Origin of the sequence: Synechocystis sp. LEGE 06083 (assembly GCF_015207725.1) — a bacterium.
Taxonomy (GTDB): domain Bacteria; phylum Cyanobacteriota; class Cyanobacteriia; order Cyanobacteriales; family Microcystaceae; genus Synechocystis; species Synechocystis salina.
In genome coordinates, this window is the sequence record NZ_JADEWJ010000031.1 from 1 (window position 1) to 20,670 (window position 20,670).

A 20,670-nucleotide genomic window follows, 5' to 3' on the forward strand; every position below is an offset into this window, starting at 1 on the left:
GCGGGAGCGCCTCTGGGGTTGATAATCCCACTTCAGTAAATGATGAACAATGAGCCGCAGACTACTTAACAGGCGATCGCGTTCTCGCTTGGACAAATCCCGCACCTCCTCCACCAGATTTTCGATGTCAAGTTCTGCGAAGTTACCTGAAGCCAGCAAATCAGCCATCGTTTCTGCCCATTGGCTATAGTCCCGCTCGTATAGTTGTTTGGTCTTGACTTCTTCCATGGCAATCTATGGCTGAATCCCACCGAAATTTAATTTTTGGGCGGATCAAGGATGGGTTCCATCCTAATCTTTGGTAGATCAAATTGCCATCCTGTCTTGCCAACTGGCTCCAAACCACTATGATTGGAGGCGGTATAGCCCCCCCCGGCAAAAAGTCCCAAAGCGGTTGGGATTTCATCAACGGGAACCGGAGCACCATTGGTTTCGCCTAAATCAGAGTAATTGAGCGGTAATTGACACATTTTCCATGAGCGATCGCATCACCCCGGCAGAAAATCTCGGTAGTCCAGACAGTTCTCTACTCCTCGCCCAGGGGCTATGCAAAAATTTTGGCGGTCTGCGGGCGGTGGACCACGCCGATATTGTGGTCAAAGAAGGCAGTATCACCGGCTTAATTGGCCCCAACGGTGCCGGTAAAACTACCCTATTTAATCTGCTCTCTAACTTCATTCGTCCCGACCAAGGGGAAGTGCTTTTCAATGGTGATTCCATCGGCCAACTTGCCCCCCACCAAATTGCCCTGCAGGGTTGTGTGCGGACTTTTCAGGTGGCGAAAGTGCTCTCCCGCCTGACGGTGTTGGAAAATATGTTACTGGCGGATCAGCATCAGACCGGTGAAAAGTTTCTGCAACGATTAATTAGTTTCAAAAAAGTACGGTCAGAAGAGCGGGTCAACCGCCAACGGGCGATGGAGATGCTGGAATCTGTTGGTTTGGCCGCTAAAGCCCATGACTATGCCGGAGCGTTATCAGGGGGTCAACGGAAATTGCTGGAAATGGCTCGGGCTTTAATGAGTAATCCGAAGCTAATTCTGCTGGATGAACCCGCCGCCGGAGTTAACCCCACCCTGATTGGGCAAATTTGTGAACACATTGTCAATTGGAATCGCCAAGGCATTACTTTTTTAGTGATTGAACATAATATGGATGTGATCATGACCCTCTGTCACCACGTTTGGGTCTTGGCGGAAGGAAGAAACTTAGCCGATGGCACTCCTGAGCAAATTCAGTCTGACCCTAGGGTTCTGGAAGCCTATTTGGGCGATTCCTAGCCCTTGGGAGAACCAGTCAAGCTTGAGAATTGGTAAAGAATTAATTGAAGTTCTCACCATGGTCTTTACCCTAAGCCAATAGAGTATGGGACATTGAGCATCAATTACCAAGTTATTCACAATGCCCTGGGAGAGGACTTCACTGGGTAGCGTTAACAGACCTCACTAACCTATAATGGGATGTTTGGGAATTATTGATTAGGAGATGACCAACTAAGATGTCTCGTTATAGAGGACCTCGTCTGCGGATCGTCCGCCGCCTTGGGGAATTACCCGGTTTAAGCCGTAAATCCCCTCGCCGTGCCTACCCCCCCGGCCAACATGGCCAAGCCCGTCGCAAACGTTCTGAGTATGCCATTCGGCTAGAAGAAAAACAGAAACTACGGTTGAACTACGGCATTACGGAAAAGCAATTGGTCCGTTATGTGAAAAAAGCCCGTCGGGCTACGGGTTCCACCGGACAAGCTCTGTTGGAACTGCTGGAAATGCGCTTGGATAACACTGTGTTCCGTTTGGGCATGGCTGGCACCATTCCGGGGGCTCGACAGCTAGTCTGCCACGGCCACATCACCATTAACGGTCAGGTAGTGGATATTCCTAGCTACCAGTGCCGTCCTGGGGATGTTGTCAGTGTCCGTGATCGGGACCGTTCCCGTAAATTGGTGGAAACCAATATGGAATTTCCTGGTTTGGCCAATGTGCCTTCCCATTTGGAGTTCGATAAAAATACGTTTACTGGCAAGGTCAACAGCGTTATTGACCGTGAGTGGGTGGCGTTGCAGATCAATGAACTGCTTGTAATTGAGTATTATTCTCGGAAAGCGTAGATCTATCTGTCTGGGGAAATGGGGGAGAATTTACTTTCCCTTTCCCTAACCACCAGGGGTTTGTCTTTTTTTAACAAGTATTAAAGTGGGGAACTGCAGAATTTCCCTTGGAGTTAGTTATTCAACGTTTTGCGGCTGATTCCCATCAGATTAAGTTCGTGTGAATTGCATAGGAGTTTGCAGAAGGATTATCCTCACCTCTAAGTTAGACCCATTTTCAACTAAATTTACACCACATTTACTGTGGCCCTTCCCCTAGGATTCCGGCAATACCGGCGGGATTTGCGTGGATTTTTCTTCCTCAACTTCTTCTGAGCTTTGGCAACGATCAAGAACGTCTTTGATCAATATTTCTTGCACTAGAACTTGGGCAACTAAGGTGAGGGGCACCGCCAACCACAACCCAAAAAGTCCGAACACACTGACAAAAAATACTTGGGCTAATAGTAAAACCCCCCGCAAAATTGGCTGGGGCTTGCCCATGCAGTGCAGGGTGATCCAATGGAATTCAAAGTAGTTGATCAACCCATAGAGCGTCAACACCAAGAGAGGTTTCCAAGCATTGTCCAACAGGGCGATCGCCATGGCGGGGACTAGACTAATCAGGGGACCAATGTTGGGAATAACAACAAAAATACCGGCAACAAGGGCTAGGGCCAGGGGAAGCCGCACCTGGAGCAAAACTAAACCGAGCCAAGTGGTGGCGGTGACCACCACAGCACTGACCACAATCAGGCGTAGCCAATCCTCCAATAAAATTTCCGACTTACTAAGAACTAGATCAACCCGGGCTCGATAAAAAGCAGGAAAGCAACGGATGAAACCCTGACGGTAGGCCCTGGGATTGGCCAAAAACATCAGACTGAGCACAATCAGCAGTAAAAGGGTGAGGGGTAAACCCAGGGTGCTGTAAAACAACCCCAAACCGTTACCAGCCAATTTCTGCAAAATAGGCCTGATCTGTCCGGTGATTTGTTGCCAATTTGGTAGGAGGGGCGTTAATTCTGGATCGATCGCCCTGGCTATTTTCCGGAGCCATTGTAGGGTGTCATCAATGCTGGTGGGGACAAGGGTCAGGAGTTCCTGGAATTGCTCCACAAAGGGGGGGATGATCAGGGCCACCACTATTACGAGGGCCAACAGTAGAATAATCACCGCCAAGGGTATGGATAATTGTTTTTTTATGCCCCGCCGCTGGAACCATTGGGAAAGGTGGTTTAAACCGTTGGCCACCACTACGGCAGCAAACAACAGTAACAATAATTGGCGGATCTGCCACAGCACTGCCCCCATCAACAAGAGACTGATAAAGCCAGACCATTGGGCAAAGGTCACGGTGTTTTCCTCCCCTGCCATTCCTGTAGCCCCAACCAAACAATGACCGCCAGCACTGGAGTGAACACCAATAGCAAGGTCCAGGCTAACTCCGGTGGAGGAGCAAAGGCCGGCACAATAAACTTAATGCCCCAGGAGATAAGAAACGAAGGGAGCAATACTTTCAGGGCCAACAATGCCAAACGACCTAACTGTGACATGGGCAATGGCTCAACTGCGACTTTCCCCCTGGACAATTTGCTTGGGGGTCATAAATGCTTCTAAGCCAATCAAGCCTCGCCGTTGACCTTTTTGGCTCGATACCCCCAAAAATAATGATTCTCCCTGGTGGGGATTGCGACAGAAAGAGGGCGGAATATTGACATACACCAAGGCGCTGTCCACCCCCATGGAAAACTGTCGACTTTCCTGGTAGGAATCGGTGGCAATACAATCCCCGTGGCCACTGCTATGGCTATTGATCCAGGCGATCGCCGTTTTCAGATTTTGGGTGGTGCGGAAGGCCACTGTGCGGTCCAGGTAGGCCTTACCCCATTCGTTCTCCTTGGCCAGGGTGAGGTGGTCGGGAAATTGTTCACAGAGTTCACTGTCTCCCCGGAGCTTGAAGCCCTTGCCCTGTAGGTTATTCAATAGTCGTACCAACGGCGCTGGATTTTGCCCCGGACTAACCAGAACTTTTTCAATGGCATTGACCGGATCCGGGTGCCCCACATGGCTGTCGATGATCATTTGCCGCACCATTTCCAAGTCCCCCTTACTAGACCAGTAGAGGTAACAGTTACCCATGGCGGCCCTCAACACTGGAGGAGTACATTGTTGGCTGATTTGTTCCACAAAACTGGGGCGGCCGTAGGGAATAACCAAATTAAGCTGGCTGGCACTGCCCACTAAGTCCTGCACATTGGGTAGCGTTTCGCTGGGAATATGGTTAACACTGTCCACCGGTAAATCCGCATCCAGTAAACCTTCCCGCAAAATTTCACAAATGGCCGCGGTGGAATGGCTAGAGGCACCACAACTCCTCAAAACTAGGCTGTTCCCGGTTTTCAGACAAAAGCCTGCGGCGATCGCCGCCAATTCAGGAAAAGCTTCATAGACTAGGGCCACCACCCCCAGGGGCATCAACTGGCAATAGGTCTGGGCCAGGTTAAATTGATAGGGGGAAGCCATCACCCGCTGGAGGGGATCCGGCAAGGAAGCCAAACGCTTCAGAATAGCCACCGTGTTTTGCAACCTTTCGGGGGTGAGCTTGAGCCATTCACAGAGACAATCCGCCACGGACATTTCCCGACTAACCACCAAATCCAAGGTATTGGCTTCCAAAATTTGGGCAAAGGAACGTTCCAACGCCTCCGCCATGGCCAACACCGCCCGACTCCGATCATTGCCGCCATAGGAATCGAGGGCAAGGAAAGCTCCCTGGGCAGAATCGAGAACCTTTACTAAACCGGCCGCGGCATCGTCGCTAGTCATCGAAAATTCTAGGGGGCAAAGCCCGCCTGCAAAGATGGATTTACTTCGGACAGTTTATTCGACGAACACCCATCCAAAGTAACCAAAAGGAAAGGTTAGGGATTTTAGGGGTTAGGGGCAGCCAATTGCTGGATTGACAGTTATAGACAATTAAACAATCAAAGCTCAGATTTAGTCAAAATGGCGATCGCCAAGGGCCAGTTCGAACCGGTGAATTATCTAGCTAATCATTAAGAAAAATTGCGAAACGGTTTCGTTGTGTAACGTTGCGGTTGGGAAATAAAAAAGCTTCGTTAGGATAAAAGCACCCAGAATATTCGGTCGTTATTACTCCAGTGACGGAGATGAAATTATCAGTCAGTCCAAGATTATTGCAAGTTACTTATAAGCCCAAAGTTGCGGCCTCGGTCGTGATTGGCATCAGCCTCCACCCATAGATAAAAAGAGAAAAGCCCATGGCCACTACCCTACAACTCAGCGACCAGTCCCTCCGTCAGCTAGAAACCCTCGCCATCCACACCGCCCACCTAATTCAGCCCCACGGTTTAGTGGTGGTCTTGCAGGAACCGGATCTGATCATCCGCCAAATCAGTGCCAACTGCACCGGTATTTTGGGGCGATCGCCAGAGGAACTGTTGGGCAAAGGCCTAGGGGAAGTATTTGATAGCTTTCAGATTGAGCCCATCCAGAGTCGCCTAACGGCCGGACAAATCAGCAGCCTCAACCCCAGTAAACTGTGGGCGCGGGTAATGGGGGACGACTTTGTCATTTTCGATGGGGTTTTTCACCGCAATAGCGACGGCCTATTGGTGTGTGAACTAGAACCAGCCTACACTTCCGACAATCTGCCTTTCCTGGGTTTTTATCACATGGCCAATGCCGCCTTAAATCGGTTGCGCCAACAAGCTAATCTGCGGGATTTCTACGATGTCATCGTCCAAGAAGTACGACGTATGACCGGCTTTGATCGGGTGATGCTATACCGCTTTGATGAAAATAACCACGGTGATGTCATTGCCGAAGATAAACGGGATGATATGGAGCCCTACTTGGGCTTGCATTATCCTGAATCAGACATTCCCCAGCCCGCCCGTCGGCTATTTATCCATAACCCCATCCGAGTTATTCCTGACGTTTATGGTGTGGCAGTGCCCCTCACCCCCGCCGTTAATCCCAGCACCAACCGAGCGGTGGATTTGACAGAATCCATTCTCCGCAGTGCCTACCATTGTCACCTCACCTATCTGAAAAATATGGGGGTGGGGGCTTCTTTGACCATTTCCCTCATTAAGGATGGCAATCTCTGGGGTCTCATTGCTTGCCACCATCAAACACCCAAAGTAATTCCCTTTGAACTGCGTAAAGCCTGCGAATTTTTTGGTCGGGTAGTGTTTAGTAACATTTCCGCCCAGGAAGATACGGAAACCTTCGATTACCGGGTGCAATTAGCGGAGCATGAAGCGGTTTTATTGGACAAAATGACCACGGCGGGGGATTTCGTCGAAGGATTAACTAATCATCCCGATCGCCTGTTGGGGCTAACTGGTTCCCAGGGAGCGGCCATTTGTTTTGGGGAAAAATTAATTTTGGTTGGGGAAACCCCAGACGAAAAAGCGGTGCGATATCTACTGCAATGGCTGGAAAATCGGGAAGTCCAGGACGTGTTTTTCACATCTTCACTGTCACAAATTTACCCCGATGCCGTTAACTTCAAATCCGTAGCCAGCGGTTTATTGGCCATTCCCATTGCCCGTCATAACTTTTTGCTCTGGTTCCGGCCCGAAGTGTTGCAAACGGTTAATTGGGGGGGAGATCCTCACCATGCCTACGAAGCCACCCAGGAAGACGGTAAAATTGAACTCCATCCCCGGCAGTCCTTTGACCTCTGGAAAGAAATTGTCCGACTGCAATCCCTACCTTGGCAATCGGTGGAAATTCAGAGTGCCCTGGCCCTGAAAAAGGCGATCGTCAACTTGATTTTGCGTCAGGCGGAAGAGTTGGCTCAGTTAGCCCGCAACTTGGAACGGTCCAACGCTGACCTCAAGAAATTTGCCTACATTGCTTCCCATGATTTGCAGGAACCTCTCAACCAAGTCAGCAACTATGTACAACTGCTAGAAATGCGCTACAGCGAAGCTCTGGACGAAGACGCTAAGGACTTCATTGACTTTGCCGTGACGGGGGTTTCCCTGATGCAGACTCTGATTGACGATATTTTGACCTATGCCAAGGTGGATACCCAGTATGCCCAGCTCACTTTCACCGATGTGCAGGAAGTGGTGGATAAAGCCCTGGCTAACCTGAAGCAACGGATTGAAGAAAGCGGGGCGGAAATTGAAGTTGGTTCCATGCCGGCAGTAATGGCAGATCAAATCCAGCTCATGCAAGTGTTCCAGAACCTGATCGCCAATGGGATCAAGTTTGCCGGGGACAAGTCAGCCAAAATTAAAATCTGGGGCGATCGCCGGGAGGATGCCTGGGTATTTGCGGTCCAAGATAACGGTATTGGCATTGACCCCCAATTCTTCGAGCGCATTTTTGTTATTTTCCAACGACTCCACACCAGGGACGAGTATAAAGGTACCGGCATGGGTCTTGCTATTTGCAAAAAAATTATCGAGGGTCATCAAGGGCAAATTTGGGTAGAGTCTAACCCAGGGGAGGGCTCCACATTCTACTTCTCCATCCCCATTGGTAACTAAGAAGGTAAGGTATTGAACCATGTCCGATGAATCTAATCCCCCCAAGGTCATTCTGCTGGTGGAAGACAGCAAAGCCGACAGTCGCCTTGTGCAGGAAGTCTTGAAAACCAGTACTATTGACCACGAACTAATCATTCTCCGGGATGGTTTAGCGGCCATGGCCTTTTTACGACAAGAGGGGGAATACGAAAACTCCCCCCGTCCCAACCTAATTTTGTTGGATTTAAACCTTCCTAAAAAGGATGGCCGGGAAGTGTTGGCGGAAATTAAGCAAGACCCGGCCCTGAAAAGAATCCCCGTGGTGGTGTTAACCACTTCCCACAATGAGGATGATGTAATCGCCAGTTATGAACTTCATGTCAATTGTTATCTCACCAAATCCCGCAATTTGAAGGATTTATTTAAGATGGTGCAGGGTATTGAGTCCTTTTGGCTGGAAACGGTTACCTTACCAGCCAGTTGACCCCACCGCGTCATTTCATTGCCATTAGCGGCAAAAGACAGGATTAACGATGTACTCTATGGGAAATGGATAGGTCACTCCGTTTTGAAACGATGCCAAGCTCAGACGCGGGTCAATAAAAGTTAGACCAACCAATCAATGACTAAGGGTTTAATGGCGATCGCCTAATCGCCTAAAGGTGAATTTATTCGAATGGAGTTACAGTTTTGCGAAGATTGGCTACGGGTTAATTCAGGAAAAAAAACCAGAGCAAAATTCATAGCAACATCGTCTCTCGACCTTGGAAAACAATTGCTCTTAGTACTGTTTGTTGTATCCTAAATCTGCCTAGGCTTGACACAAACCCAGCCCCCCTAACGAGATATGCGGAGGGGAATTTCTTGGTGATCCTGGGGGGCACCCCAGAATTGTTCCAATGTTGGCCCGTTGCTGACTCGAAAGTCGCCGAAGAAGAAGTTCCACAACTCATGGGCTAAGACGCGTCGCCCCATACGCGTGAACCAATTCATGCCGTGGCGTGAAGCTCGGTTGGGCTGAAAAAAGGACCGCCATAACGCTACAGGACGGGTTTGCAAAATAATTTCAATGAACTTCACCCATAAAAAAATGCGCCAAGGAGGCATATAACGGGTTTCTAACACTTGATGCTTATAGTCCCACTTACTCTGATTGAGTTGAATGACCCGTCTTTCAGAAGCGATGCGATAATATCCAGTCCAGCGATGGGGCGTCACATACAACGACATAATTTGGTCTGGATCGTACCAAAGCAACTGTCTGAGGGCATGGATAAAGTCCCGGTCGGTGACCTCTTCAAAATCAGTTACCCACGTAGCGAGGGAAAGAATGCCGTGTTGTCTCAGTAGGCGAATAGCTTCACGGTCGGTGGTTGTCTTACTTCCTTTACGAATTTTTTTGAGTGTGGATTCATCGGTATTTTCCATACCCAACAAAAATCTCTCTACCCCTGCCTGGCGGTATAAATACAGAATATCTGCATCCCTTACAATGTCATCTGCACGGGTCGAACCGATAATCGTCACCGGTAGGTTTTCGGCAATGATAGCTTCGCATAGTTCCCGCCACACTGCCTTATTGACTGTTGGATTTTCGTCGGCCAAGTTGAACAATTCGACGCCATGGGTTCGATGCAGCCAGGCGATTTCCTTGGCAAATTTCTTGGGGTCACGGTGTCGCCAGCGAGCCCAGAAACCCCTTTGTCCACAGTAGTTGCAGAGGTGCGGGCACCCGCGGGAAAACTGCATAACAACGGCCTGCTTGCCACCGTAGTAGCTATATTTTTTTAGATCAACGAGTTCCCACCCGACCCGATAGGCATCTAAATCTTGAATCATCGGAGCAGGTAAGGTCTCAACAATCTGATCATGGGAGCGGAAAGCAATGCCTTCTACGTTGGCAAGGTCATCACCGTTCTCAATGGCAGCTATCAGCTTAGGAACGGTGGCTTCGCCTTCGCCACGAACAATGACATCAATCTGGGGTTCTTGGGTGAGTATGTCGTGAAAATGATAGGTCGGAAAAACTCCACCGTAGACAATGATGAGGTTTGGTAATTCCCTGCGGAAGCGACGGGTCAATTCGACCACGATTGGATGAGCTGAGGTGGAACCGGAGTGGCCGATCAGGAGAATCTGGGGCTGGTGAGTAACAACTTTTTCAACAATCTCACCATGGGAAAGGGGGCCAAGTTCGGCATCAACCAGAGTGACATCATGGCCAGCATCCAATAAAGAACCGCCCACTAACAAAAGTCCGAGGGGGGGAAGTTGCTCCTGCGGAATACGGCTGCCAATGGCTGGATGTGGTGGATTGACAATGAGGATGCGCATGTAAGGTCTACATTAACGACAATGCAAAATCTCTGTCTAGGTTGGGTATGTTTATTCTGATCCCACTGCTTGGCTGATATGGGAAAAACCCTCTGCCGCTAACTTTTCCCCCAAGCCCTGCAAGATATCCGGGACTACCCAGGGACCCCCATAAATCCAGCCCGTATAAAGCTGTAACAAACTTGCCCCTGCTTGAATTTTTTCCCAGGCATCCTCAGCGGTGAAAATGCCCCCCACGCCAATGATAGGAATGGTGCCGTCAGTTTGTTGATAAATATAGCGAATTACCTCTGTGGCCCGGTCTCGGATTGGTTGACCACTCAGTCCTCCGGCTTCCTCTTCTATGGGTTGACCGGTTTGGGGCAAAATTTTTGTCTTTAAACCCGATCGTCGGGTGCTGGTGTTGGTGGCCACGATGCCCGCTAGGTTGTGTTCTTTAACTAAATCAATGATGACGGCGATCGCCTCCCAGGAGAGATCCGGGGAAATTTTTACCAAAATCGGCTTTTGCCAATGATTTGCTGATTGCAAGCCAGCAAAAATGCGGGGCAACTCGTCAGACTCCTGCAAGCTGCGCAACCCAGGGGTGTTGGGAGAACTGACATTGACCACAAAATAATCCGCTACCGGGGCTAAAGTTTGAAAGCTGAAAACGTAATCCTCCACCGCTTGGTCGAGGGGAGTAATTTTCGATTTACAGAGATTAATGCCGATGGGAATGGTGCGGGGATAATACTCCCAGGTGCGTTTTAACTTCGCCGCCATGGCCACAGCCCCTTCATTATTGGCCCCCAAACGATTCAGCACTGCTTGGTCTTGGGGTAAACGAAATAGACGAGGACGGTCATTGCCCGGTTGGGCATATTTGGTCACAGCTCCCAATTCTGCAAAACCAAAACCCAATGCAGGCCAGACAGCGGCCGCCTCTCCCTCCTTATCACAGCCGGCGGAGAGACCGAGTACGTTGGGAAAATTTAAGCCCCAACAGCTTTGTTGTAAACGAAGGTCTGAATGGGTAAAAGCTTGTTCTAGTTGCTCCATGGCCACAGCAAAGCCATGGCGATGCATGGCATCCACTTTTTTTAAAGTTTGGATAAGGCGTTGGTGGCCCCTTTCCGGATCATTTTTGGTGACGGATAAAATCAGGGGATAGAGAGAACGGGCAAAACGCAACATAGGCCGGCAAAAGCAAATTTTGATCAGTCCATTGATCGAAAGAATCGGTCTTGAAAAACCGGCCCTCCGGGATAGCTGTAGTTTTTCGTCAAATCATGGTCTGAAATGGAGATATCAACATTGATTCTACCCCAGTGACCCACGAAGATAGGGACGAAACTAGTCATGGAATACCTGCCAAGGGTGGAAGAAAACTCCCTAGGGATCCTGGAGAACGAGGACACCATCACCCCCAAGCAAGCGACACACTTCAAGAATCCTAATCATAACCATCAAAACTATTGGGACTATACTAAGCAGGTAAATTTCATTACAATAATCGGCAAGCTTGCTGAGCTGAGACTCAGTTAATCATTTCAACCCTCCAAGCGGACGGCACCATGACTTCAGGCATTGATCTTCAGAATAGTTTTCTTCAGTCACTGCAAGGTTTCGGCCTACCTCCAGGATTAGCGAAGCTGTTTTGGATTCCCCTCCCCTCGATTTTGATGATCATCGGAGCCACCGTGGGGGTGTTGGTGGTGGTATGGCTAGAAAGAAAAATTTCCGCCGCCGCTCAGCAAAGGATTGGTCCAGAATTCGCCGGTCCCTTGGGAGTGTTACAACCTGTGGCCGATGGCATTAAGTTGGTGTTTAAGGAAGATGTGGTACCGGCCAAGGCTGACCCTTGGTTATTTACCATTGGCCCTGTGCTGGTGGTACTGCCGGTTTTTCTTTCCTACCTCATTGTGCCCTTCGGCCAGAACCTGGTCATCACCGACATTAACGTTGGTATTTTTCTCTGGATTGCCCTTTCCAGTATTGCGCCCATTGGGCTGTTGATGTCTGGTTACGCTTCCAACAATAAGTACTCCCTGCTGGGGGGGCTACGGGCAGCGGCACAGTCCATTAGCTACGAAATTCCCCTCTCCCTAGCGGTGTTGGCGATCGTGATGATGTCCAACAGCCTCAGCACCATCGACATTGTTGACCAACAGTCTGGCTACGGCATTTTGGGTTGGAACATTTGGCGTCAGCCGGTGGGCTTTCTAATTTTTTGGATTGCGGCCCTGGCAGAATGTGAACGTCTACCCTTTGACCTACCGGAAGCTGAAGAGGAATTGGTGGCGGGTTATCAGACCGAATATGCTGGGATGAAATTCGCCCTGTTCTACCTTGGTTCCTACGTCAATCTTGTACTTTCTGCCCTGGTATTTTCGGTACTTTATCTGGGCGGTTGGGACTTCCCCATTCCCCTGGAAAATGTGGCTAATTGGCTGGGGGTTGCACCTACCACCTCTTGGTTACAGGTGCTAATGGCGGCCCTGGGCATAACTATGACGGTACTTAAGTCCTATTTTCTGATCTTCATTGCCATCCTACTGCGCTGGACTGTGCCCAGGGTGCGGATTGACCAATTATTAAACCTAGGTTGGAAGTTTTTACTGCCCGTTGCCCTAGCAAACCTTCTAATTACCGCTGGACTGAAGTTGACCTTTCCCATGGCCTTTGGCGGTTAGTTTCAATGGGGCGGTGCAGATTAGCTTCGAGAGCGCCGATGTTTGCTTGATTCCGGCTTCTGACTTTTCGCCACCGTCTCCAGGTTTGTTCAACTTTTCACCCTCTACCTTTTTTCCCTTCTGAAAGCTATGTTCAACAATATTCTTAAGCAGGTTGGCGACTACGCTAAAGAGAGTTTGCAAGCGGCTAAGTACATCGGTCAGGGGTTAGCAGTTACCTTCGACCACATGAGTCGTCGGCCCGTCACAGTGCAATATCCCTACGAAAAGTTAATTCCTTCGGAACGGTTCCGGGGCAGAATTCACTTTGAGTTTGATAAATGTATTTCCTGTGAAGTTTGTGTGCGGGTTTGTCCTATTAACTTACCAGTGGTGGATTGGGAATTTAACAAGGCAGTTAAGAAAAAAGAACTCAAACATTACAGCATCGACTTCGGAGTTTGTATTTTTTGCGGCAACTGTGTGGAGTACTGTCCCACCAACTGTCTCTCCATGACGGAGGAATATGAGTTGGCGGCCTACGATCGCCATGATTTGAACTATGACAACGTCGCCCTGGGTAGGTTGCCCTATAAAGTAACTGAAGATCCGATGGTGACTCCCCTGCGGGAACTAGGCTATTTGCCCAAAGGAGTGCTAGAACCCCACGATTTACCCAAGGGCAGTCAACGGGCCGGACAACATCCGGAAGATTTGGTGAAAACGGAATAGATTTGTGCTTTATTCCTTCATTCCTTGGCTTTACCCGTTAAAGTAAACTCGTTGTGACCTGATTTTGCCCTTCCACTATCCGTACCTAGGAGATTAACCACTGTGAATTTAGCTGAAGGTGTTCAGTACATATCCTTCCTAATCCTGGCTTTTTTAGTCATTGGGGCGGCCCTGGGGGTCGTGCTGCTCTCTAATATTGTTTATTCCGCCTTCCTGTTGGGGGGAGTCTTCCTCAGTATTTCGGGTATTTATATCCTGCTCAATGCAGATTTTGTGGCGGCGGCCCAAGTCCTGGTTTATGTGGGAGCGGTCAGCGTACTTATTCTTTTCGCCATTATGTTGGTCAATAAACGGGAAGATTTTTCCAAAATTCCCGGTCGTTGGCTGAGAAATTTATCCACCGCCCTGGTCTGTACGGGCATCTTTGCTTTGTTGAGCACCATGGTGTTAATTACTCCTTGGCAGATTAATGAAACGGGGCCTTTTGTGGAAAATACCCTGGTCACCATTGGGAAACACTTTTTTAGTGATTACCTCCTGCCCTTCGAGTTGGCTTCCGTTATGTTGTTGATGGCTATGGTGGGGGCAATTATCTTGGCCCGTCGGGACTTAATTCCCGAACTATCCCAGGAAGATAAAACCGCCACTGCTCTCACTTTGCCGGAGCGTCCCCGTGAGTTAACTTCCGCCTCCAAATAGGCATTGCCTAACCAAGGTTAGTGGGAGTTTTTTGAACCTTTGCCGGTTGATTGGGCAAAAATCTCCCCATCTAAGCCAATTTTATTGATTAACCCTAGTTAAATTTTCCTGACCCCACCATGCATTTGCAACTCCAATATTGTTTGATTCTAGCGGCCGCCCTGTTTTGCATTGGTATTTATGGTCTCATCACTAGCCGTAATGCCGTGCGGGTGTTGATGTCCATTGAACTGTTGCTGAACGCAGTTAACCTCAACTTGATGGGCTTTTCCAATTACCTTGATCCAAGCAACATTCGGGGCCAGGTGTTTGCCATTTTTGTCATTACCATTGCCGCTGCTGAAGCTGCGGTGGGTCTGGCGATCGTGCTAGCCATTTACCGCAACCGAGAAACAACCGATATGGAGCAATTCAATCTACTGAAATGGTAATACTACTGTGTGGATTTAGACTCCAGATTGATTGGAAGAATAGAGCGATCTTTTGTACTGCCTATTGGTTATGATTTGAAATCCACAAAAGGTCTTAACAACCCAATTACCTAACCAGATCACCCCACTTAAGCTTTGGCAAAAGGTGGGGATTTTTTATGCAAAATCTCTTCTTTCCGGCAGTCCTAAAGTCATAACCAATTTGCCCAAATCAAAACCCCTGGAATTTTGACAGAACCAGGGGCAATGGGGGTTATTAACATTAGCCAAGCATTTTTAGCCTTTCCTGGAGCATCTGTCGTTGAACGGCGGCGGCGTTGAGGGATTCCCGAGCTCCGGTAATTACCTCCTCCGGTGCCTTATTGACAAAACCGGGATTGCCAAGGCGTTTTTCGATGCTTTCATATTCTTTGCTGACTTTGTCTAAGGTTTTTTGGATTTTACTGCGGAGAATATCCAGATCCACCAGCCCCGAGAGGGGAATCAATACCTGGACTGTATCCACCACCCCGGCGATGCCGGAGGCACACTGCGTGCCCGCCTGGGTTTGTTCTGGGGGTAGTTGGGGCACAACCTGGAGATTCTCCACTTTGCCGATGTCACGAATATAGGTTTCCCCCAGTTGCAGGGTTTGTCGTTCCTGGTCATTTTCACTTTGGAGGATAACTGTGACCATGGCCCCTGGTTTAATGCCCGCTTCCGCCCGGAGATTACGGATGGTACGTAAGGTGTTGATCAACAAATCAAACTGAGTTTCCAAACCCGGATCAATCAGAGACTGGTTAACCAACGGGTAGGCCTGCAATGCGAGAAATTCCCCCTCGGCTTGGTGGAGAGTTTGCCAGAGCTCTTCGGTAATGTGGGGCATAAAGGGATGGAGCAGCTTAATAATGCCGTCCAACGTGTGGGCCAAAACTTGACGAGCCACCAATTGACGCTGGGTGCCAGTTTCTCCCCCTTCCTTATTCCAAAGCCTGGGTTTAGCCAGTTCAATGTACCAGTCACAGAAGTCTCCCCAAATGAACTCGTACAAGCCCTTGGCCGCTTCCCCCAGGCCGTAGTTTTCTATTTGTTCTCTGGTCTGCTCAATAACTCGGTTGAGACGGGACAGAATCCAGCGGTCTGCCAATTCCAGGCTTTCCACAGGGGCGAGGCCCAACTGTGCTGGGCTTTTTTCCTCCAGATTCATCATCACAAACCGGGCCGCATTCCACAGTTTATTGGCAAAGTTACGGGACGCTTCCACCGAATCCGATTCGTCCTTTTGGCGATCGTATTGCAGGCTAATGTCCTGACCTGCCCCAGCCACTTCCCGAATTAGGGTATAGCGTAGGGCATCGGTGCCATATTTATTGATTAGCAATAGAGGGTCAATGCCATTGTTGGCAGACTTAGACATCTTCTTACCATTTTCGTCCCGCACTAGCCCGTGGATATACACGTCCTTAAAAGGCATCTGGCCAGTAAAGTGTCCCGCCATCATGGTCATCCTGGCTACCCAGAAAAAGATAATGTCAAAACCGGTCACCAGGGTGCTGGTGGGGTAATACTTGGCCAAGTCTTCTGTCTGCTGGGGCCAACCCATGGTGGAAAAGGGCCATAGCCCTGAAGAAAACCAAGTGTCCAACACATCGGGATCCTGTTGCAATTGCACCGCTGGGCCGTACTCTGCTTCCGCTTTGGCCAGGGCTTCGGCTTCGTCATAGGCCACAATAAAAGGGGTATTATCGGCAATTTCTCCATGGGTTTCACTGACAATATACCAAGCGGGGATTTGATGACCCCACCATAGTTGCCGGGAAATACACCAATCTTTGAGTTTAACTAACCAGTCTCGATAAACCTTACCCCACCGTTCCGGCACAAAATTAGGATCATTGTCCTCATCCAAACAAGCCAGGGCATTTTGGGACAGACTTTCGATTTTGACAAACCATTGGGTGGATAACAACGGCTCTACCGGCACTTTACCTCTGTCACTGTAGGGGACGGAATGACGATAGGGTTCAATTTTGACCAGAAACCCCTGGGTCTCCAGAGCCTGCACCACATTTTTGCGGGCTTCAAAGCGGTCCTGGCCAGCAAAATCCCCACCGTTCTCGTTGAGGGAACCGTCCTTATTGAGCAGATTAATAAAAGGTAGGTTGTGCCGTTGGCCCATGACAAAATCGTTGGGGTCGTGGGCGGGGGTTACTTTTACGCAGCCGGTGCCAAATTCTGGGTCCACCAATTCGTCGGCCACCACGGGGATCTCCCGGTTTGTTAAAGGCAGGGTGACAGTTTTGCCCACCATGGCGGCATAACGTTGATCATGGGGATTCACCGCCACTGCAGTGTCTCCCAGCATGGTTTCCGGCCGAGTCGTAGCCACCACCACTTCTCCACTGCCATCAGTGAGGGGATAACGGAAATACCAGAGATGACCGTCCACCTCTTGGTTTTCCACTTCCAAATCTGACACCGCCGACTGGGAAGCCGGGCACCAATTGACCAAGTAATTACCCCGGTAAATTAGCCCCTCTTGGTAAAGCTGGATGAAAGCCGTTTTCACCGCTTGACATAACTGTTCGTCCATGGTGAACCGTTCCCTAGTCCAGTCTACGGAAACTCCCAAACGCCGCAGTTGGTTGACAATGGTACTGCCAGATTCTATTTTCCACTGCCAAGCCCGCTCCAAAAACTTTTCCCGCCCCAGGTCATGCCGGGTTTTTCCCTCTGCTTTTAACTGACGCTCCAAAATAGTTTGCACAGCAATGCTGGCATGATCCGTACCCGGTAACCATAGGGTGTTATCTCCCCGCATCCGGTGGTAACGCACTAAGGTATCAATGAGGGAACTCTCAAAGGCGTGGCCCATGTGCAAACTGCCCGTCACATTAGGGGGAGGAATCACCACACAATAGGGTTCTCCGTGGGCTTGGGGATCGGCTTGAAACGCATGACTTTTTTCCCAAGCTGTTTGCCATTTGGCTTCGGTCGCACTGGGATCGTATTGGGGAGGTAGGGAGGTGGTCATGGGGCGGAGTTCACTGTTAGGCCTTCATCATTTTGCCATAGGTTAGGAGGGGGCATTGGTGTAGTTAAGGTTGGGCCAGGGCAAATTTTCCCCATGGTTTTCTGCAATTTGATCCGAGAAGTTACGATGGTGGTCTGGGCCAATCTCAATTTTGGGCAAGGTTTTCGGTAACCGTTGGAATTCGGTCGAGTATCCAATTACTTTTTTTGCTATGACACATTCTTTGCAGTGGGTTAATGCCCTTTCTACCAGGCCATCCTTGGAGGGGGCATTGGATGAGGCGATCGCCAAGGTGAGTGGTCCAGGGCAGGGGGATTGGGATTTAGCAATTGTGTTCCTTTCTTCCAGCTTTGCTTCCGATGCAGCCCGGTTAATGCCCCTGGTGCAAGAAAAGTTGTCAGTGCCCAATGTGATTGGTTGTTTGGGGGGAGGCATCATTGGCATGGCAGACCCCGACGCGGTGCAGGAAGTGGAAGGAAAAGTGGCGCTGAGCTTAACGGTGGCCCGGTTGCCTGGGGTAAAGGTGACTCCGTTCTACGTCCATGGGAAAGAGTTACCGGATTTGGATGCGTCGCCCCAGAGTTGGGTGGATTTGGTCGGTGTTGATCCGGCCAGTGGGGCCGATTTCCTGATTTTGGCGGATCCGATGGCAGCGGGCATAACGGACTTTTTGGCGGGGCTGGATTTTGCCTATCCCCAGGCAACGAAAGCGGGGGGCTTAGCCAGTGGAGAAAATGTTGCTATGGGGGGCAGTTTATTTTTGCAATCTCCCCACCATGCCAGTGGACGCTACGGGGAAGGTTTCATTGGGGTTGCTCTGGCGGGTAATATTCGCCTCGGTAGTGTGGTGGCCCAGGGCTGTCGACCCATCGGTGAACCGTTTGTGGTTAACCAGGGAGAACGAAACATCATCACAGAAATCGAAGGCAAGGATAAGGACAGTGGTACGGTGGTGTTGGAAAGTCCCCTGGCTAGTCTGCAAAAACTGATTCCCACCCTCAGCCCCAAGGATCAGGAATTGGCCCAAAGCTCTCTCTTTGTCGGTGTGGCCAACGATGAGTTTAAGCTGACTCTCCAACCGGGAGATTTTTTAATTCGTAATTTATTGGGGGTGGATCCCCGCCAGGGGGCGATCGCCATTGGAGACCGGGTGAGAAAAGGCCAGAGGTTACAATTCCATTTACGGGATCGGGAAACCTCCGCCGATGATCTAAGAATTTTGTTGCGTTATTACACTAACGGCGAACCAAGTCAGTCCCCTACCACGGCGATCGGGGCGTTGATGTTTTCCTGTTTGGGCAGAGGCTATGGCCTGTATGGCACCCCCAACTTTGACAGCCAGGTGTTTGGGCAATATTTTCCGGGAATAGCCCTAGGAGGTTTTTTCTGCAATGGTGAAATTGGCCAGGTGGGCAGTCAAACCTTTTTACATGGCTATACTTCTGCTTTCGCCATTGTTCATGCGGTGGATCTAACTACGTAGCCAGTCTTTGTTAGTTGGATTACATTATATCGACAATTCAAGAATAAATGATAAAAAGAACCCTATCTGGTCTACTCGTAGTGGGTCCACATTCGGTATATCTTGATCATTTTTTTCTGTTCTATGACTTCATATACCAATCGATGTTGCTTATTTATCCTTCTGCTAATTAGTCCTTTCATGTCTCCTTTAAGAAGCTCATATTCAGGAGGATATTGATAAGGATCTTCACGAATAATCTCAATTAGCTTGAGTGCTTTTGCCTTTAACCCGCCAGAGGCTAATTTTTTAGCATCTTTTTGTGCCTTTGTCATGAAAATCACCTTGTACATCACCAATCTAGCTTATCCAAAGTAATACCATTCTCTACCGCTTCCTCTCTCGCTTCATTAATACTCTCAACCATGCCTTCAATGGATCTTAAGTAGTCATCATCACTAACATATTCGGACTCTTCTAGAATCCTTAATTCATGATCGGAAAAGTCTTTCAATAACGACATAAAACGATCATTAACACCGTCTTCTATTTTTAGGGTAATCGTTTTCATATTAGTGAAATTGCAAATATTATTTTTGATTCGTCTAGTTGTTGTCTAAGTTTTCATTGTATCTCAATCTCCAGCTTGCGCAAAGAATAAACGCCAGACAATGAGAACTTTTTAGTTTTCATTCCCAACTAGCAATTGCGATATTTGCTATCGTCCATGAAATGGAGTATTTAACCCCGATCGCCAAAGAGAATTGTACCTAGTCGGATCATGGTGGCCCCGGCGGCAACCGCTTCAGGGTAATCCCCGGACATGCCCATGGATAGTTCCGTTAATGACAGGTTAGATGTTTGACTAATCTCTGCGGCTAAATCTTTTAATTCTCCAAAGGTTTGTTGGCGATCGCCAGGGGACAGACCGAGGGGCAAAATGGTCATTAATCCACAAATTTTCAGATTTTCCAATAGCTCTAATTGGGGTAAATCAATACTTAATTCTTCCCTGGTCCAACCGGATTTATTCTCGTCGGGCAGTAACTTGACTTGCAACAATCCCTGGGGATGCTTACCCAATTCCCCGGCTATGCAGTTTAATCTCGCGGCGATCGATAAATTATCAATGGAATGGATATAGGTAAAATTTTCCACCACCCGTCTGGTCTTATTGCTTTGTAAACGACCAATAAAATGCCAATTAATATCGGTGTAACTCCCCAGGGCTTCAATTTTGGATAACGCTTCCTGGATGCGACTTTCGGCAAAATCCCGGATACCCGCCCTGTAGGCCGCTTCAATATCGGCGATCGCCTTGGTTTTGGTCACCGCCACTAACCTTACACTAGGGGGGAGGGTGGTAATAATTTCTGAGTAAACGCTGGGGGAAAACATGGTCGAACTGCCGGAGGAAGGGGCTATACTGCCCTTGATCCTAAGGTGAATTGGGGAAACGGTGCTTAACCGAACCCACTGCGACGGTTTTCCCACTCAGGTACGTCTTAACATCTCGTTACAATTAATTCATGTTAAGCCTCAGTTTAGGGGGGCAATTGAATGAACAACAATATCCGCGTCGGCAGTCTCTTTGGTATTCCTTTTTACGTCAATCCATCCTGGTTTTTAATTTTGGGATTGGTGACTCTCAGCTATGGCCAAGACTTAGCCCGCTTTCCCCAACTGTCCGGTGGTACACCCTGGATTTTGGGATTAGTCACTGCCCTATTACTCTTCGCTTCGGTGG

The 20,670-nt window shown here is 49.1% G+C and carries 19 protein-coding genes and 2 pseudogenes; 11 read left to right on the plus strand and 10 right to left on the minus strand.

Annotation, left to right across the window (positions count from 1 at the left end; genetic code table 11):
* The coding region (locus IQ219_RS04000) for a DUF29 domain-containing protein (protein WP_194071801.1) at positions 1 to 228 on the minus strand (228 nt) is incomplete at its 3' end.
* A gap of 90 nt (positions 229 to 318) precedes the next feature.
* Here IQ219_RS04000 and IQ219_RS04005 point away from each other — a divergent pair.
* From IQ219_RS04005 to rpsD, 3 genes and pseudogenes are all read left to right on the plus strand, one after another.
* Positions 319 to 440: pseudogene (locus IQ219_RS04005) on the plus strand (methionyl-tRNA formyltransferase); the annotation flags it as partial.
* A gap of 35 nt (positions 441 to 475) precedes the next feature.
* Positions 476 to 1,279 carry an ABC transporter ATP-binding protein gene (locus IQ219_RS04010; RefSeq protein ID WP_190596459.1) on the plus strand — a complete coding sequence of 268 codons (804 nt, stop codon included), beginning with the start codon at positions 476 to 478 and terminating at the stop codon, positions 1,277 to 1,279.
* 218 nt (positions 1,280 to 1,497) lie between these two features.
* Positions 1,498 to 2,106, plus strand: coding sequence for a 30S ribosomal protein S4 (rpsD, locus tag IQ219_RS04015; protein WP_194020034.1), 609 nt, complete (start codon positions 1,498 to 1,500; stop codon positions 2,104 to 2,106).
* Between the two features lie 255 nt (positions 2,107 to 2,361).
* Here the strand turns inward: rpsD and IQ219_RS04020 are convergent, their stop codons facing one another.
* From IQ219_RS04020 to IQ219_RS04030, 3 genes are read right to left on the minus strand one after another with little or no spacing between them, the layout of a single operon-like run.
* Entirely contained in the window at positions 2,362 to 3,441 is a 1,080-nt protein-coding gene (locus tag IQ219_RS04020) for an AI-2E family transporter (RefSeq protein WP_368667563.1), read from the minus strand.
* A complete protein-coding gene (locus IQ219_RS04025) occupies positions 3,438 to 3,641 on the minus strand; it encodes a hypothetical protein (RefSeq protein ID WP_190596455.1) in 204 nt (67 codons plus the stop codon). The genes IQ219_RS04020 and IQ219_RS04025 overlap by 4 nt, the downstream gene beginning before the upstream one ends.
* A gap of 10 nt (positions 3,642 to 3,651) precedes the next feature.
* A complete protein-coding gene (locus IQ219_RS04030) occupies positions 3,652 to 4,914 on the minus strand; it encodes a gamma-glutamyl-phosphate reductase (protein ID WP_190596453.1) in 1,263 nt (420 codons plus the stop codon).
* Positions 4,915 to 5,369: 455 nt separating this feature from the next.
* Here IQ219_RS04030 and IQ219_RS04035 point away from each other — a divergent pair, with 455 nt between their 5' ends.
* Positions 5,370 to 7,616 (plus strand): ATP-binding protein, encoded by a 2,247-nt coding sequence (locus tag IQ219_RS04035; RefSeq protein WP_194071803.1) that lies wholly within the window; start codon positions 5,370 to 5,372, stop codon positions 7,614 to 7,616.
* Between the two features lie 19 nt (positions 7,617 to 7,635).
* Positions 7,636 to 8,079, plus strand: a complete 444-nt coding sequence (locus tag IQ219_RS04040) for a response regulator (RefSeq protein WP_190596449.1) — start codon at positions 7,636 to 7,638, stop codon at positions 8,077 to 8,079.
* Between the two features lie 353 nt (positions 8,080 to 8,432).
* Here IQ219_RS04040 and bchE read toward each other — a convergent pair whose 3' ends face one another.
* Together bchE and IQ219_RS04050 are read right to left on the minus strand one after the other, a co-directional pair.
* Positions 8,433 to 9,929, minus strand: a complete 1,497-nt coding sequence (gene bchE, locus IQ219_RS04045; protein ID WP_194071804.1) for a magnesium-protoporphyrin IX monomethyl ester anaerobic oxidative cyclase — start codon at positions 9,927 to 9,929, stop codon at positions 8,433 to 8,435.
* A 51-nt stretch (positions 9,930 to 9,980) separates the two neighbouring features.
* Positions 9,981 to 11,105 carry a quinone-dependent dihydroorotate dehydrogenase gene (locus IQ219_RS04050; RefSeq protein ID WP_194071805.1) on the minus strand — a complete coding sequence of 375 codons (1,125 nt, stop codon included), beginning with the start codon at positions 11,103 to 11,105 and terminating at the stop codon, positions 9,981 to 9,983.
* A 380-nt stretch (positions 11,106 to 11,485) separates the two neighbouring features.
* Between IQ219_RS04050 and nuoH the strand changes: the two genes are divergently transcribed.
* The 4 genes from nuoH (at position 11,486) to nuoK (ending at position 14,445) form a co-directional block, all read left to right on the plus strand.
* Complete coding sequence (nuoH, locus tag IQ219_RS04055) at positions 11,486 to 12,604, plus strand: NADH-quinone oxidoreductase subunit NuoH (RefSeq protein ID WP_190599494.1); 1,119 nt, start codon at positions 11,486 to 11,488, stop codon at positions 12,602 to 12,604.
* A 129-nt stretch (positions 12,605 to 12,733) separates the two neighbouring features.
* Entirely contained in the window at positions 12,734 to 13,315 is a 582-nt protein-coding gene (gene ndhI, locus IQ219_RS04060; protein ID WP_190599495.1) for an NAD(P)H-quinone oxidoreductase subunit I, read from the plus strand.
* Positions 13,316 to 13,417: 102 nt separating this feature from the next.
* Positions 13,418 to 14,014: an NADH-quinone oxidoreductase subunit J gene (locus IQ219_RS04065; protein WP_194071806.1), complete on the plus strand. Its 597-nt coding sequence runs from the start codon at positions 13,418 to 13,420 to the stop codon at positions 14,012 to 14,014.
* A 125-nt stretch (positions 14,015 to 14,139) separates the two neighbouring features.
* Positions 14,140 to 14,445 (plus strand): NADH-quinone oxidoreductase subunit NuoK, encoded by a 306-nt coding sequence (gene nuoK / locus IQ219_RS04070; RefSeq protein ID WP_197525966.1) that lies wholly within the window; start codon positions 14,140 to 14,142, stop codon positions 14,443 to 14,445.
* Positions 14,446 to 14,707: 262 nt separating this feature from the next.
* Here the strand turns inward: nuoK and valS are convergent, their stop codons facing one another.
* Positions 14,708 to 17,461, minus strand: coding sequence for a valine--tRNA ligase (valS, locus tag IQ219_RS04075; RefSeq protein WP_194071807.1), 2,754 nt, complete (start codon positions 17,459 to 17,461; stop codon positions 14,708 to 14,710).
* Between the two features lie 211 nt (positions 17,462 to 17,672).
* Between valS and IQ219_RS04080 the strand changes: the two genes are divergently transcribed.
* Entirely contained in the window at positions 17,673 to 18,944 is a 1,272-nt protein-coding gene (locus IQ219_RS04080) for an FIST N-terminal domain-containing protein (RefSeq protein WP_194071808.1), read from the plus strand.
* A 71-nt stretch (positions 18,945 to 19,015) separates the two neighbouring features.
* On the opposite strand, the gene IQ219_RS04085 is transcribed toward IQ219_RS04080, so the two are convergent.
* The 3 genes from IQ219_RS04085 to IQ219_RS04095 all read right to left on the minus strand — a co-directional run bounded on the left by IQ219_RS04085 (position 19,016) and on the right by IQ219_RS04095 (position 20,321).
* Positions 19,016 to 19,279, minus strand: coding sequence for a Txe/YoeB family addiction module toxin (locus IQ219_RS04085; RefSeq protein WP_368667564.1), 264 nt, complete (start codon positions 19,277 to 19,279; stop codon positions 19,016 to 19,018).
* Positions 19,276 to 19,494, minus strand: coding sequence for a hypothetical protein (locus IQ219_RS04090; RefSeq protein ID WP_194020026.1), 219 nt, complete (start codon positions 19,492 to 19,494; stop codon positions 19,276 to 19,278). The genes IQ219_RS04085 and IQ219_RS04090 overlap by 4 nt, the downstream gene beginning before the upstream one ends.
* 170 nt (positions 19,495 to 19,664) lie before the next feature.
* Entirely contained in the window at positions 19,665 to 20,321 is a 657-nt protein-coding gene (locus IQ219_RS04095; RefSeq protein WP_194071809.1) for a YggS family pyridoxal phosphate-dependent enzyme, read from the minus strand.
* A 131-nt stretch (positions 20,322 to 20,452) separates the two neighbouring features.
* On the opposite strand from IQ219_RS04095, the pseudogene IQ219_RS04100 reads away from it, so the two are divergent.
* Positions 20,453 to 20,670: pseudogene (locus tag IQ219_RS04100) on the plus strand (site-2 protease family protein); the annotation flags it as partial.